This is a genomic window from Photobacterium indicum (assembly GCF_003026215.1).
GTDB lineage: Bacteria > Pseudomonadota > Gammaproteobacteria > Enterobacterales > Vibrionaceae > Photobacterium > Photobacterium indicum.
Window position 1 is genome coordinate 103,725 of sequence record NZ_PYOC01000010.1, and the last position, 14,712, is coordinate 118,436.

General features: G+C 39.1%; 16 protein-coding genes. 6 read left to right on the top strand and 10 right to left on the bottom strand.

What is annotated here, in order from left to right:
* Positions 1–375 precede the first annotated feature (375 nt).
* From C9J47_RS20995 to C9J47_RS21005, 3 genes are all read left to right on the top strand, one after another.
* Positions 376–1,122, top strand: a complete 747-nt coding sequence (locus tag C9J47_RS20995) for a nitroreductase family protein (protein WP_107255306.1) — start codon at positions 376–378, stop codon at positions 1,120–1,122.
* Positions 1,123–1,216: 94 nt separating this feature from the next.
* Entirely contained in the window at positions 1,217–1,729 is a 513-nt protein-coding gene (locus C9J47_RS21000; protein ID WP_107255251.1) for a hypothetical protein, read from the top strand.
* 300 nt (positions 1,730–2,029) lie between these two features.
* Complete coding sequence (locus C9J47_RS21005; RefSeq protein WP_107255252.1) at positions 2,030–2,698, top strand: hypothetical protein; 669 nt, start codon at positions 2,030–2,032, stop codon at positions 2,696–2,698.
* Between the two features lie 318 nt (positions 2,699–3,016).
* Here C9J47_RS21005 and C9J47_RS21010 read toward each other — a convergent pair whose 3' ends face one another.
* Positions 3,017–4,291: a lipopolysaccharide biosynthesis protein gene (locus C9J47_RS21010; RefSeq protein WP_107255253.1), complete on the bottom strand. Its 1,275-nt coding sequence runs from the start codon at positions 4,289–4,291 to the stop codon at positions 3,017–3,019.
* A 207-nt stretch (positions 4,292–4,498) separates the two neighbouring features.
* On the opposite strand from C9J47_RS21010, the gene C9J47_RS21015 reads away from it, so the two are divergent.
* Positions 4,499–4,816 (top strand): DOPA 4,5-dioxygenase family protein, encoded by a 318-nt coding sequence (locus C9J47_RS21015; protein ID WP_107255254.1) that lies wholly within the window; start codon positions 4,499–4,501, stop codon positions 4,814–4,816.
* A 50-nt stretch (positions 4,817–4,866) separates the two neighbouring features.
* Here the strand turns inward: C9J47_RS21015 and C9J47_RS21020 are convergent, their stop codons facing one another.
* From C9J47_RS21020 to arfB, 5 genes are all read right to left on the bottom strand, one after another.
* Complete coding sequence (locus C9J47_RS21020) at positions 4,867–5,754, bottom strand: DMT family transporter (RefSeq protein ID WP_211321781.1); 888 nt, start codon at positions 5,752–5,754, stop codon at positions 4,867–4,869.
* Entirely contained in the window at positions 5,748–6,182 is a 435-nt protein-coding gene (locus C9J47_RS21025; RefSeq protein ID WP_107255255.1) for a VOC family protein, read from the bottom strand. The genes C9J47_RS21020 and C9J47_RS21025 overlap by 7 nt, the downstream gene beginning before the upstream one ends.
* A 135-nt stretch (positions 6,183–6,317) precedes the next feature.
* Positions 6,318–7,202 carry an aspartoacylase gene (locus C9J47_RS21030; RefSeq protein WP_107255256.1) on the bottom strand — a complete coding sequence of 295 codons (885 nt, stop codon included), beginning with the start codon at positions 7,200–7,202 and terminating at the stop codon, positions 6,318–6,320.
* A 98-nt stretch (positions 7,203–7,300) separates the two neighbouring features.
* Positions 7,301–7,750, bottom strand: coding sequence for a hypothetical protein (locus C9J47_RS21035; RefSeq protein ID WP_107255257.1), 450 nt, complete (start codon positions 7,748–7,750; stop codon positions 7,301–7,303).
* A 147-nt stretch (positions 7,751–7,897) separates the two neighbouring features.
* Positions 7,898–8,311, bottom strand: coding sequence for an alternative ribosome rescue aminoacyl-tRNA hydrolase ArfB (gene arfB, locus C9J47_RS21040; RefSeq protein ID WP_006229630.1), 414 nt, complete (start codon positions 8,309–8,311; stop codon positions 7,898–7,900).
* A gap of 203 nt (positions 8,312–8,514) precedes the next feature.
* Between arfB and C9J47_RS21045 the strand changes: the two genes are divergently transcribed.
* Both C9J47_RS21045 and C9J47_RS21050 read left to right on the top strand, forming a co-directional pair.
* Complete coding sequence (locus C9J47_RS21045; RefSeq protein ID WP_107255258.1) at positions 8,515–8,847, top strand: DUF3392 domain-containing protein; 333 nt, start codon at positions 8,515–8,517, stop codon at positions 8,845–8,847.
* Between the two features lie 142 nt (positions 8,848–8,989).
* Positions 8,990–10,096, top strand: a complete 1,107-nt coding sequence (locus C9J47_RS21050; RefSeq protein ID WP_006229628.1) for a M20/M25/M40 family metallo-hydrolase — start codon at positions 8,990–8,992, stop codon at positions 10,094–10,096.
* A 106-nt stretch (positions 10,097–10,202) separates the two neighbouring features.
* Here C9J47_RS21050 and cyaB read toward each other — a convergent pair whose 3' ends face one another.
* From cyaB to C9J47_RS21070, 4 genes are all read right to left on the bottom strand, one after another.
* The gene (cyaB, locus tag C9J47_RS21055) at positions 10,203–10,751 is read right to left on the bottom strand and encodes a class IV adenylate cyclase (protein WP_107255259.1); all 549 of its coding nucleotides are present in this window, start codon (positions 10,749–10,751) and stop codon (positions 10,203–10,205) included.
* A 122-nt stretch (positions 10,752–10,873) separates the two neighbouring features.
* A complete protein-coding gene (locus tag C9J47_RS21060) occupies positions 10,874–12,280 on the bottom strand; it encodes a YfcC family protein (protein ID WP_107255260.1) in 1,407 nt (468 codons plus the stop codon).
* 63 nt (positions 12,281–12,343) lie between these two features.
* The gene (locus tag C9J47_RS21065) at positions 12,344–13,453 is read right to left on the bottom strand and encodes an NAD/NADP-dependent octopine/nopaline dehydrogenase family protein (protein ID WP_107255261.1); all 1,110 of its coding nucleotides are present in this window, start codon (positions 13,451–13,453) and stop codon (positions 12,344–12,346) included.
* Between the two features lie 181 nt (positions 13,454–13,634).
* Positions 13,635–14,582, bottom strand: coding sequence for a LysR family transcriptional regulator (locus C9J47_RS21070; RefSeq protein WP_107255262.1), 948 nt, complete (start codon positions 14,580–14,582; stop codon positions 13,635–13,637).
* Positions 14,583–14,712 lie beyond the last annotated feature (130 nt).

The window sequence follows — 14,712 nt, forward strand, 5'->3', positions numbered from 1 at the left end:
TTAACATTACATGTAAACCCTTTCTATGAAGATTTATAGACATGACGTTAAAGCTAAAGCTCTATATTTAGTATTTCTTATACCCAGCAGAGTAAGTAAATAGTCATAAAGTTGTTAAATAGTCACGCTATGCTTTCGTTATCAAAACGAACGTTATGCCATTATTTGTCATGTTGTTACTACTCACATGGATGTTGATAAATTACCGTTCGTTAGGGACTTACCTTGCCTATAGCCCAACAAATTCTCGCTGAAACGAGCATCTTGAGGTAACTTGGGTATACACTTTAAAGCGACAGAAAGAATATGACTGACTGTACCCATGCTGATACAACTATAAATACCCAAAACACATTAAATCCTGGCGTGATTAAAATGAATAACTCACTTAATCAAAATCAACAAGCTGATGTTTTTTCATCGCTAATGCATAGCCGTCGTTCTGTCCGAAAGTATGATCAAACGGCTAATTTTGATCATGATGCCGTTGCTCGTGCCTTAGCCCTCACAACGCTTTCACCCAACAGCTCTAACATGCAACTTTGGGAATTTCATCGCGTTATCAGTGATGACAAGCGTATAACTCTCGCATCATATTGCATGGGGCAAAATGCAGCAAAAACAGCGAATGAATTAGTTGCCTTTGTTGTTACGCCGTACAAATGGAAAGAAAGAGCCGCTATGAATGCCAATCAGATACGCGAGGCATTCGATGGCAGAGAAGATGAAACATCAAAACGCGCCCTTAAATATTATGAAAAGCTGATCCCATTCGTTTATAACAATGACCGCTTCGGGCTGTTTGGATTAGCCCGTAAAGCCATCAGTTACTTTCTTGGCCGCAATAAACCAATGGTACGAGAAGTCAGTAAAGCCGATTTACGTGTATGCCTTCATAAAAGTAGTTCATTAGCCGCTATGACCTTTATGACGGCAATGCGGGCTGAAGGCTATGACACGTGCCCGATGGAAGGGTTTGACTCTACACGCACTAAACAATTATTAGGGCTGCCAAATACGGCAGAAATAACAATGATAATAAGTTGTGGAAAGCGCCTTGAGGAAGGGATCTATGGTGACCGCCATCGCGTTGATAATCAAGATGTCATCATTAACCATTAAGAAATTACCCTTTCTCTAAATATCTCATACCTTATTGAATTTATTTACGGTAAGGTATGATGAATTACGTTTAAGAATCTATGATAAGCAGTTTATGATTGAACAAATCACCGAGTTAAAGAATAGCTGGATGGCAAGTCACATTACAGATGCTGAGTTCCCAACACCTTTAAGTGTAAAAGGGTTAAATCTTTATCAAAGCCGATTGGAACAACTATCAACCCAATTATTATCAACGATTCCAAGCAATTCAGATTCAGAGTTGACCTACTACCGTGTCGATTGTCACCCTCTCACTATACGATTTTCAATGGTACTTGCCAGTCAGTGGGAGGATGAGAGTGAGAGAGAAGCCGTTTTTGAATATCTAACACAAATTATGTTTGAAGATAATTCACCTGCACATCTGTATGTAGGTTTCCATAAAGGTAAGCCAGCAGCATGCGGAATGATTTTCCGTCAAGAAACAGAGCAAGGTCTGTGCACTCTCGTTTCTGATGTTATGGCTCTTCCTCTTTCGAATAAAGCTAATTTAATGCAGATGATGGAAAATCACCTGTTAGCACTAGCAGATCAAGATAGCCAATTTTTTGCCACACAAAAATAGCATTATCTCTTATACCCAATAAATTTAATAAAAGTCGCGAACAATGGTTACTTTTGGCTCGCGCTTTTACTCCGCCACCACATCCTTTGCATTATTTTATCATAGCTGATAATAAAATGGCGATAAATACAGCGACTACATAGAAAAACGTACACCTGTGTCATACCTTCAAACCTAACATATAGAATACTTTTTACTGAGTCAGTAAACTGTCACAATATTCGCATAAAATAAGTATCCACCTAGAAGCGAATTAAATTACAGTTAGAATAGAAAAATTAGCGCGACAAGGAATGTGTCATGAGATATTTGTTCATTTGTTTTTGTAGTTTAATGCTTCTTGGTTGTACTTCTGGTTTGAAGATCTCGATACCAGATAAATATACTGACACACAGAATCAACCTATAGGATTCCTTGTTGGTACTCTTGGCGCAGCAACCGTTTGGCCATCAACTGGCGAAACCTTAATTACAACATTACATATTCGAGAAGTCAGCACTAAAAGCCCAACTCTAATGACTGACGATGAGATTGAAAGTGAAGTAATAACGTTAACGAATGAAAATCAACACTTTGATTTTAAAAATAAAAAAGAAATGGGACAGCTTTTTACTTTACCATTGCCTGTTGGCGAGTATGAAATATTTCAAGTCACAATTAAAGGTTCAAATGGTAATCAAACGTTTACCCAAAAAACAGATGAGGATCTTTCACTAAAGTTTGAAGTAACTGCGGCTAATGCCAGCTACATTGGCGAGTTCATTGCAAAAAGTCGTGTTGCTGAAAGTCAATTATGGAATCTAAAATTCCCCAGCGGTTACGGTTACTTCTTACATAGCTATAATAAAGCCCGTGACGAAGTCCTTTTCTACGAGTTAAATCCACAGCTCACAGATATTCAATTCGACGTTAAAACACTAGCAACGATTAAAAACCGTCTGATTTATACAAAGATTAATAAATCCTAGTCAAACATAAACCCGACTCTACTCTGATTCGGGTGCTTCACCTTGGCGTTTTAAATGTTTCTGTTTTGTTTTATCTGATATATCTTTCACTAACTTTCTCACTTTTGGTGCAGTATATATTCTATCTTTCATACTTCATCACCTTTCTATACTAATAAATCGACGATACACAACATTCGCACAATCGTCATACTCATTTCATATTTTATAAATACTAGTATATACCGTGAATCCATAATGCGCGTAAAAAAATCACCTTTCTACATACTTTGCTTAATCTTCTCAATGTTATTATTTAGCATATTGTTGATTTTTTGCTTAGTCGGCTATGTAAGTTTCTTTTTTATACCTTGCTAAAATTTTATGTTCAATAAAACTCGAAAGGATAAACATCACAACATACCCTGTACACAGTGCAATAATTATCGCTACAACGTTAGCTGTAAATTGCGCAAACAAGTAATAAGAAACAACAAGGGTCACAATACCGCTCAAACGAATAATTAAACTTTCGGTAAAGCAACCATGTGCTTTGATATAGGCCAGCTGATAAGCATTGAGCATTAAAAATACGAAAAAGATTGAAAAATGGAATAATACAGGAACCGCACCTTTATATTCGTCAGGAAAAACAAACAATACAATGTCTTTTCCGAAAAATAACATGCTTAAAAAGAAAGTAGACCCAACGATAAAGCTCAATTTATAGATCCATTTTTTAATTTTCCGTATTTGATCATGCTTGCCTTCACGAACACATACAGCTAACTCTGGTAAAACGAAACGGTAAATAGGAAAAACAAATAGCATCGTAAGGTAGGTAAATATTGGTCGGACAACCACTTGGAAATCCCCTAACTCATCGATACTAAAGTGACTGATCGTTAATAACACGGTGATATAGATCATAAGGATACTTGCACCAGCTTCAAGCGATGCTGTAACACTTTTTTTTACATAGCTGATTAACAGAGGGTCAAGCTGCACTGTCGCTAAAGGGCGTGTAGATATTTCTTTTCGACGCCGTATAAACATATACCCTGCCGTACCTAAAGATGACAACGTTAACCCATAAAAGAGAGAGGTAAGAGCATCAAAGCCTAAACCATAATAGCAAGTAACAAACATTACCACATTGCTAATGGGTTCAATCCAAGTCACCTTATTAGAAATACTGTACAAGCGATACATCGCAATTAAATTAGTAAAATAGACTTTTAACCCCATACCAAAAATGATACCCACCAACTGTATGTAGCTCACATTGATATTTAACTCATGCTTTATATAGGGAATAACGACTCCCCATGTAATCAATACCATTGCAATTAAGCTATATCGGAAAATATTGATGATGTCTCGATCATTATTCGTTTGTGAGTAACTCACTACCATCGATGAGCGGAAGCCTGTCATCAATATTAAAGAGAGTGAAATGATATCAACAACACTGTGATACAGGGCTAAATCAGCTTTAGGCACCCATTGTGCTAACCAAATCTTAAACGAAAAACCAACTAAAATACTGGCAAGCGTTGCCCACACTCCAGTAATGAATGCTTTTTTTAGGCGAGAGAGTGAATCATTTTCCATGGTAGTGCCATCTTTGGGTTAACTTCCATTGCATAGTAATGAAATTAATTCTCATTTGAAACGTATTTACTTCATAAACCCTCTTTTCTTTGTGATATATCAACATCAACAAAACTGATGAAGAACACCAACTCAGCCTACTGGATGTAGAGCCTCAGAGGGTTAAAATACATATATACCCTATAAAATATTCAAAAGGAAAGCAGCATGTATCACGCCCATGTTTACTTTGACTTATCACAAGAGTCATTAGCCACACACCTTCACCATGAAATCACAGCTAACCGCGATGATATTTTGAGAATATTCCCACTCGTCATGCATAAAGTAGGGCCTCATGATAAGCCAATGTTTGAAATACATTTCAATGATAATCAACAGGGGTTTGTTAACTGGTTAGATCAACACCGTAAGGGGTTATCTGTACTTATTCATCCTAATACAGGTAATGATTTACAAGATCATACTGATAACGCTGTATGGCTCGGTGAAGAACTCCCAGTGCGCGTCGATATATTCAAATAGAACAGAAATACACGACTCTTTAAAACATTCTCCGTTTTTTATTGCTGTTTTCAATTACTGTCTTCATTTTTTCGGGTGCTGTTTGATGCATTTATCAGTACTAACGCGATTCCACCAAGAATCGCAATAGATGCAAACATAAAGCGAAAAGATAACGCTTCACCCAAAAAAAGAATACCAGCGACAGCAGCTAATACGGGCACACTTAGCTGAATCGTGGCGGCGTTTGTTGCTTTTAAAAAAGGCAAAACTGAATACCACAACGCGTAACCGACACCTGATGTTAACGCACCTGAAGCAATGGCATACCAAAATCCACTCAGATCAGTATCAGCATTTTTAAATGAAAGAGCACTCAACACTAGCGCTATCGGTATTGACCTTAAAAAATTTCCCGTAGTAACAAGCGTTGGGTTACCAACCCCTCTACCACGTAGTGAATAGATCCCCCAAGCCACGCCTGCTCCCATCATTAAAATAGCGCCTAATAATGGTGGGGAGGATAGCCCTGGAAACAATAAGCCAATAAGCCCAGCAAGCGCCAGCGTTAATCCAGCCCCTTGTTGCTTACTTAATCGCTCACCTTTATATATACCGTGCCCAATCATTGTTGCTTGCACTGCGCCAAACAACAACAATGCTCCCATCCCGGTCGACAGGCTGACATAAGCAAAAGAGAAACCTGCGGCATACATAAATAAAGCACAAGCAGATATCCAACTACCCTCACCTTTGTATGGTTGATGATTAATAAATGAAATCAACCACAACATAACAAAACCAGATAACAATCGAAGCGAAGTAAAACTTGCTGGATCTATCGCCGTTTCTAAGAAAGCGGCTCGACTCAGTAATGAATTACCTGCAAAGGCCATCATGGCAATTGCAGTTAGTATAACTACCTGCTTACTTGGCATTTTGGCGTTTATCTTCACCATCTTATATCATTCGAATCTTCAGGGCCTATCCAACAGAAGGGGTTATAGGCAACCTCCCACAAGTAGCCATCAAGATCTTTGAAATAACCAGAATACCCACCCCAAAACACTTTCTGACCACGCTTGGTAATAGTAGCGCCCGCGGCTTCTACTTCAGCCAACACTTGATCAACTTCAGCTTCAGACCTCACATTATGCGCAAATGCAAAACCAGAGAAAGATTGCTCAGTATTATCACTTGGAGCCACTTGAGCATCTTCAGCTAAGGCATCACGATCATACAATCCTAACCATGTACCATTTAGAGTAAAAAAGGCGACCGATGGTGGCGATTCTTTTTGAGGAAATCCTAAGCCATCGCGATAAAAAGCGACTGACTTTTCAAGATTTTTAACACCGAGAGTAATCATGCTGATTCTTGGTTGCATAACATCATTCCTTATTGTTATTTTTTGAGGCTCCATAGAGAAAAGATAGCATTAGCAAACACTTTACCACCAATTCAAAAAGCAAAAGACTCACAAATTAGTGAGTCTTTTTAATACGGGGTTGAAGCTGGTGGTTTAAATTTCCACTATTCGCTTCTTCGCTAATGACATGGCTAAATTATTATCATAATAAGCGGCTTCATTAATGAAGTGTGGATAGGCTTCATAATCACCTTCCCAACTGATTTCAGAGCCATCAAATAATGTAAAAATAGGGTCACCTGAATTCAATTGTTTAAAATCACCGTCTTGAACGTTTTTATGAACCATACCAATTCGCTCACCATTTTCATTTTCTGGTAATTTTAGCGTTTCGGTATATTCAAATGCTTCATAGCTCGATGGCAACTCCGGCAAGGTATTGGTGTTATGTAGGTCAACATAATCCAAAATATGACGAGTCATATCTTCCATCCAGTCAAGTACATCTTGACGGATAACAGATTGAGGTTGTGGACCAATTTCGACAATCACACCTTGCGGCGTAATAGAACTTAAAAAGTAATGTTCTTCTACAGAAGCATGATCTTCAAATACAACAACCGCTTCAGGCATGCGAGATTTTACATAAGCACCCATTTTGCAGTTAAACTCATCAGATTGAAGCAGAATCAACGATGGCCCCATGTTACTGGTCGTATTATGTAAATCGATAATAAAGTCTGTTTTTGCATCACCCTTAGGACCAAGCTGATTATTGATAACCTTGGCACGACTTTGTTCATAGTTAGCCAGATCGAGATTTGCAAGCTCAGAAATATCAAATTGTCGGTTTAAATCGCTATCAACGTAACGTTTATTCTCTTCGTGCGCTTTAGGGTTAGCAAGTACTGTTTGAACAGAAAAGCTGCTACGAGATATCAAATTATGGTTATTTTGCCACTTACGTAACAAGTAGATACCGCTAAATTCATTACCATGCGTACCGCCAACAACGGCAACACTGTTAATTTTAGTCATCCTTGTTTCTCTTAACTAGTTATTCAAAATTGAGCATAATTTCAGTGTACTCAATTTCAATCTAGATACCAACGAAAGTTAACCTTAAAGTAATAAAATTACACAGATAACGGTAGTGTCTGGGCTAATTTAAGATATGAATGTAACTCGTTATTTTTATACTCAATGGCTGAATGAATATTCACATTACGATTAGCAATAATAGAACAGTTGTAATCGTTATCCTCCTTTGTGATCGCCAATTCAATAACACCATCGTCTAACTTCCAACTGCCCACCGTTTTGATCCGTGTAAATAAGGTGTATTCCTCTAATCGTCCGTCTGAGTGCAGAATGACTTCGGTGATATGACCTGCACTACATGTTTTGATCCAATGTTGAGCTGTAATATCAGCGATTGTAAAGTTGCGTTTAGTTTCTAACCATTGATGCATCAATTGTTGCTGTTCTGTATCGAGTTCGGGCAGAGCATCAATATCAAGTAAACGTACACGACCCGTTTCACGATAAAACAGCTGTAACAATTGAAGGGTTTTCTTTTCGAACATTCAGCTTACCTTACGCAAGGAAATCATAAACATAGGATAGGTATAACCCTAAACATGCCGAATTGCGAAAGGTGTTAATGAATGAAATAAGAAATTGCAGTATTTATCACAATAATAAATGTGTTTATGATAAATACCCTTTTCGATTTAATGATCCACTTTTCCGCGTAATGACTTCGTATTTCCACGCTGGGTTTTCTTATCCATGCGGCGTCGCTTTGACCCCATAGTAGGTCTAGTTGCACGTCGTGCCTTTTGTTGAACAACGGCCGCTTGAATAAACTCTTTTAGGCGCTGTAACGCGTCTTCCCGATTTTTTTCTTGAGTACGAAATTGCTGAGCTTTAATCACGATAACACCGTCTTTCGTTATGCGATGATCCGAGATTCTCAACAAACGTTCTTTATAGAAATCAGGCAATGTTGACCGCTTAATATCAAAGCGTAAGTGTATGGCACTTGATACCTTGTTTACATTTTGACCTCCCGCTCCTTGCGAGCGAATAGCCGTAATTTCGATTTCCCAATCGGCAAGTTCTACATTATTAGAAATGGTAAGCATAGTTGTTCAATAGTCAATTCAAATACAGGGTTAGTATAATCGTTAACGACTTTCAAATAACCTTTCTTGAAGAAATTAAATGATCATCAATAAATATCACCTTACTGTGATCTTGTTTACAGGCCGACATGACCAATATTTAACTTATCATCATAAATCAGTAAAGTAGCGCATTATTCAAATCAATGGATTACGAGAACAAAATGGACACTCTTATTTCACTCTTCGCTCAAGCTGGACACACCTTTAAACCTTGGTTAGGTGAAATATCACTCACTATCGTCGCTTGTTCATTGATTATTTTTGGTTCAGATATTAATCACTTCCTACGTCGTCTTTTGTCAGGTAAGAGCATTTTTATTCGAACGAGTGCTTTTATATTAGTTAATTCATTCGGTTACGGCTTGCTTCTCATTAAGGTTTCTCCTTGGTTAACCCAACAATTGAGCACAATGCCAAGTCAATGGATGTTTGCTTCAGTAATAACAACATTCATTGTCATCGGATTATGGGCACAAAAAACACGCCACTATTAAGCGCCGCTCATTAAAAAATATATTTATGTCTCAATTTGTTACCAATTATCGGTATGATCGACCATTTTATTGACCTCAAACAGCTAAAAACAGGGTTACTTCAGTTTAAAGTACTAACTCCTGTTCCTAAAAAAGCATAATCATGACTAACATTAACCAAGAAAGATTGATCGAACATTTCATCGAGCTTATTAAGATCAACAGTGAATCCCAAAACGAGAAAGCTATCGCTGAAACCCTTGCAGAGCAACTGGGCGGTATTGGCTTCGACGTTACTAAATTACCAGTACCTGAAAATATTTCGAATGGCTTCAACATTTACGCAACGCTACCAGGCTCGCTTGAAGGTAGTATTGTACTAAGTTGCCATATGGATACCGTTGCACCAGGTAATGACATAGAGCCAATTATCGTCGATGGCATTATCAGCTCGAAGGGTGACACAATTCTTGGTGGTGATGATAAATCAGGTATTGCCGCGATAATGGAAGCGGTTCGTTGTATCAAAGCTAACAATTTACCCCATAAGACTATCGAGATCGCCTTCACTGTCTATGAAGAAGGTGGTTTGCACGGTTCAAAACACTTCGACATGTCATTCGTTAAATCGACAGAAGCTATTGTGCTTGATTCAGGCGGCGCTATTGGCACTATTATTACAACTGCACCTGGTCAGCAAAATCTAAAAATCAATATCACAGGCAAGCCTGCCCACGCTGGTTTAGCACCAGAAACGGGGATCAATGCGCTAACCGTTGCTGCTGATGCAATTGGCCAAATGAAGCTATCTCGTATTGATGCAGAAACAACAGCAAACATTGGTGTTGTTCAAGGCGGCCAAGCAACTAACATTGTAATGCCTGCTTTATATATCGAAGCAGAAGCGCGTTCTTTGAATGATGTGAAATTAGCGAACCAAGTTGAACACATGGTAACAACATTTGAAGCCGCGGCTGAAAAGCACGGTGCACAAATTGATATCGTATCAACTCGTGCATATAACGCTTATAACATTGATGATAACGACGTATTTATTGATGATATAAAAGCGGCTTTCTCTGCTAATGGTGTTGAGCCTAAAACCAACTCTACTGGTGGCGGAAGCGATGCAAACATCTTCAATGAAAAAGGGTTAAAAACAGTTAACCTTTCAACAGGTATGGCAAAAGTACATACCACTGAAGAATATATTGCCATTGCCGATATGGTGAGCATCACTGACTTTATGTATACCTATTTAACGCGCTAATTTGCCGTTATATTGACATAAGTAAACAGAAATGAATAAACCGGACAAACTAGAATAAAACTAGATGCCCGGTTTTTCTTTGCAATGAATATATTACCTAATACTTCTAACCTTGCAGTGTTTGCATCTCGCGGTAAGAGCGGCTTTCCAATTGTGCATCCGTCAATCCTAACTTGGCTGCCAACTCGAGTAATTCTTGCTTATATTGACCTAGCATTGATTCATCGTCAGTCATGATAGCAAGTTCAGCAAAATCCCCCAGCCCTTCCAAGTGATCAACGGTTGCGTGAAATTTACCTATAAAATAGATGCTTCGGGTCTTCCTCAATTCCAAAACAAGGTTAAACCCCATCGTTAGCAACATGCTTTTTGCTTTATCACTATCAGTAATATTTACAGCCTCACACCGATCGGCTTCAGGGCCTTTTACAATCCATAATTTAATACCAGATGGCTGCATATTACGAATACAAACACTCTTATTTTGCTCTTTTAGCGGGCTGCCGCCTACAAAGTCAAAATAGCAATCATGTTCAAGGTTATCTTCCAACATAATCTCTGGATTCATGCCCTGTAAATATGATAAAAACTGTGTTTTTGAGGTTAATTTGTATTTTAACTCTACTTCGTATTTGCCTTTAAAGTGCTGTGTCATGCTGCGATCCATTGAAAATAACATTAGTAATATACACAGCTATTATAACGTGAAGCCTCATTTGAAAACACGAGATGGCGCAACCCGTTAAGGTTACGCCACAGTGTTAAACAAACTTATTATTAACCAATTACAACACCCAAGCTTAGTAACGCCATTACCATCAAACTCAGCATACCAATTAAAGGGCCAATGAATTTAAGCCAAGATGAGTATGCTACACGACCAATAGCTAAGCCCCCCATTACCACACCCGATGTTGGCGTTACTAAATTGGGTAAACCAGATGCTGACTGAAAAGCCGTCACAACAAGCTCGCGTCCAACCCCTGCAAAGTCAGCTAACGGTGCAAGTACTGGCATAGAAAGAACAGCCAGACCAGAAGATGACGGAACAACAAGACAAAGTACCGCTTCAATCCAATAAATCGCATTAATGAAGGCGATTTCATGTAAACCACCTAGAAGACCTTCAGCATAATTCAAAATAGTATGTGTGATATTGCCATTATCCATTACGACCACTAAACCGCGAGCAATGGCGATGATTAAGGCGACACCCAGTAAATCTCGTGCACCTTCAATGAAGCTATCGGTAATTTCAACTTCAGATAATCGGCCGACAAAACCGACAATGATACTTGCACCGATAAATAGCGCAGATAGTTCAGCCATCCACCAGCCTGCGATAGAAACACCCCACATCATGACGGCAAACGTTAAACCGAATATTGCTAATACGGCTTTACGAATACCAGTAAGCTCTGGCGCTTGTTGTTCTTTACTGTGTAAAAAATGACGTTCATTGTCTTCTTTTTGATGAGCAACAAGTGAGGCTGATGGGTCATGCTTTACCTTCGCGGCATAACGCATCACATAAACCACACAAACGATCCAGCCTAATGCGAGAATAACGGCGCGTAAAATAATGCCTTCCATAAAGTTAATTTCGGCCGCATTCGATGCAATAACCGTCGCAAATGGATTAATGGTTGAACCTAAGCAACCAATTCCAGCTCCCACCATAATAATGGCAACACCGACGATACTGTCATAGCCCGCAGCAATCATTACTGGGATTAACAAAGCATAGAAAGGAATGGTTTCCTCCGCCATGCCATAAACAGTCCCACCCATTGCGAATAATCCCATAAGAATAGGAATCATCCACTTTTCACGTCCATCTAAACGCTTCATTGTGCCAGCAATACCTGCATCAATAGCACCGGTACGGGTCACAACGGCAAGAAACCCGCCAATTACCAATACAAATAGTGCGACATCAACAGCACGAGCTGCATAGCTAGCTGGATCGTAAAAACCCTGAATAGGAGCCATCAATACTTCAACAATACCCTGCGGATTAGCAGCAACGGTTTCAAATGAACCCACTAACGGTACCATTTTACCGAGGGTTTCATTCATCACCATTTGGTATTGCCCTGCTGGAATGATCCAAGTCAGCGCGGCCATTAAAACGGTTAAGATCATTAAAATTGTGTAGGCAGAGGGAAACTTAAATTTCGTCATTAGGATGTCCTTATTTAATGGGGCTCAGAGCCCCATATTGTGGGTGGTATTCCACCTTCTTATTTATGCAACAAAGTCCATGATTTCTTTTACTGACATGTCTGATAATCCCATTTTTTCTAAGGTGCGCCCCTCTTTAAAATAGTCAGTGTCGTTATAGGCATTATCAATATGCAGGCATGATGTCACGAGCGGTGTATTCACTCCTGTCAACTGTCCTAATTCGTAACAAGGCACTAAAAGATAAGCAGCATCTTCCGTGATATAACGGTTAGACGCTGAATTAGGGGCACTATTCAGTTTTCCATGTGTTTCTGATGTACGGTTCACTTCATACACATTTTCACATTCCATGGCATACAACGCATTCATAGCATCAAGCTCAGGGATTAATTCAAGTCCTAATGCTTTACCAATCTGAATACGCTCACTTTCCATTACTGCTGCCGCTTTCGCTGTTGAAATAGAACAGCAATCTTTGTAATAGTTAAACTGCCCATCAAAATTTTCAAGTAACCCCATACTCAAAGTTGTAAGCAGTGGATGCCCACCAAAGTTGATGTTCTCTAAACCAGCATTAATGACATTATCGAGTTTTTTTAATGGTAATGGCATCACAGGTTGCAATTTAGCGATAGCGTCATCTGTTTTAGAGGCAGGAAAAGCGGCAACAGGTAGAAACTCTTTCATTCCCAGAATCGCAAGCTCTGCAGGACCAACAATACGAGTCGCCCATGGAATTGAGATTGCATCCACAAAGGTGATATCGAGATCACCATAACCCTGCTCTGCTTTAATACGATTAAGCACCAATGAACCATAATTACCCGGCATTAACATCACTATTTGACCGTCACGCAAATGCGGTAACATCTCAATGAATAACGGTTCTTGTGCAAATGAAGGAACAGGTAAAATCAGTAAATCAGAATACGCAACGGTTTCAGCCAAATCACGACTAATGGTATCAATGGCTTGGAAACCAGCATAAGCCAATGACACATCATTAAATGAACTTAATGCTTCAATACCACCACGTTGTTCGATATCAGTAAGCGGTTGATCAAAACCTATTGCCCCGTATAAACACACCTTCGCGCCATGTAATGAAAAGTGATACGCCGCGGTTAACCCTGCATTACCAGACCCAATGATAGAGACTCGATTGGACATCATTCTTCCTTATTTTCTGTTTGTTTGATCTTGAAATCAGACTAAGAAATACAATGAATATTGACCAATGCTAAACCCTTTCAGCACTATGCAAAAATGTAATACTCTACAAACACAGCAAGCATAAGGCCATGATAATTATGAAATTTAAAAGTAAACAGTTCTAACATACAACACAAGGTTAACTGTGATGTATCTCCGTATCATCATTGTTTAAATCGCGCATAGAGCCAATTTTTAGGTAGATATTCATTTCATCGGCTAGCAACATAAACTGCTCTATGAACAACTCTGCATGGCGATGAATCGGCTTAAGGGCGGGATATAAAATATCGAACTCAAAAGGCAGTAAGAACGTAAGCGGACGCATTACAACATCACAATGCTCGCTCGCCATATGAGCCGTAAAGGGATCAGTAATGGCGATACCAACACCTTCACGCACCAATGCAGCAGCGGTACTCGCTAATGACACCTCAATATGCTCGATAGTCGATAAATTATAACGGCGTAATAACTGATCAATACGCCGCTGCGTAATGTCTTTCTCATGACGGATAAGTACCTGATCTGCAATATCATAGATATCGATCGACATTTTATTGGCTAAAGGTGATGATGCAGGTAACAAACACACGCATTCACTTTCTACTTTTTGTGCTTTAACACCCGCGAGCTGCTCATCAATAAATGCAAAACCAATATCCGTTGTTTGGCTTTGTACCCGACGAACCACATCTTCAGAACGATACGTTTTAAAACCGACTTTCATCCGTGACGATTGCTTTAAAAATGTCGCTAAGATACGCGGAAGAAAAGCATTTGATAACAAGGGCATCGCGGCAATATTTAAACTGCCAAAACGATGTGCACGAATAGAATCAGCTGCACTATCAAGGCCTGACACAGCTTCAAAGACTTTTGCGACTTCTAAGTAAAACGCCTCACCTTCGTCACTCAAGACTAATCGGTTACCCTTACGGATAAATAAATTAAAACCTAAGCGTTGTTCAAGCCCTGAAAGTAGGCGGCTTACAGCGGGTTGGCTTAAATTGAGTCGCTCTGCGGCTGCAGTCACCGTTTGGCATTCAATAACAGCTTTAAATGCGTTTAATTGCGTTAATTTCATAAGAAGCGGGCTGTAATTTTTGGGTGACTAACGCTAACAGAACAAAGCTATAATTACATTGAAGCAATTAATAGATTTAGCTTATTTATTAATTTATTAGTACTGAAAAAACTCGTCATAACCTAACTTA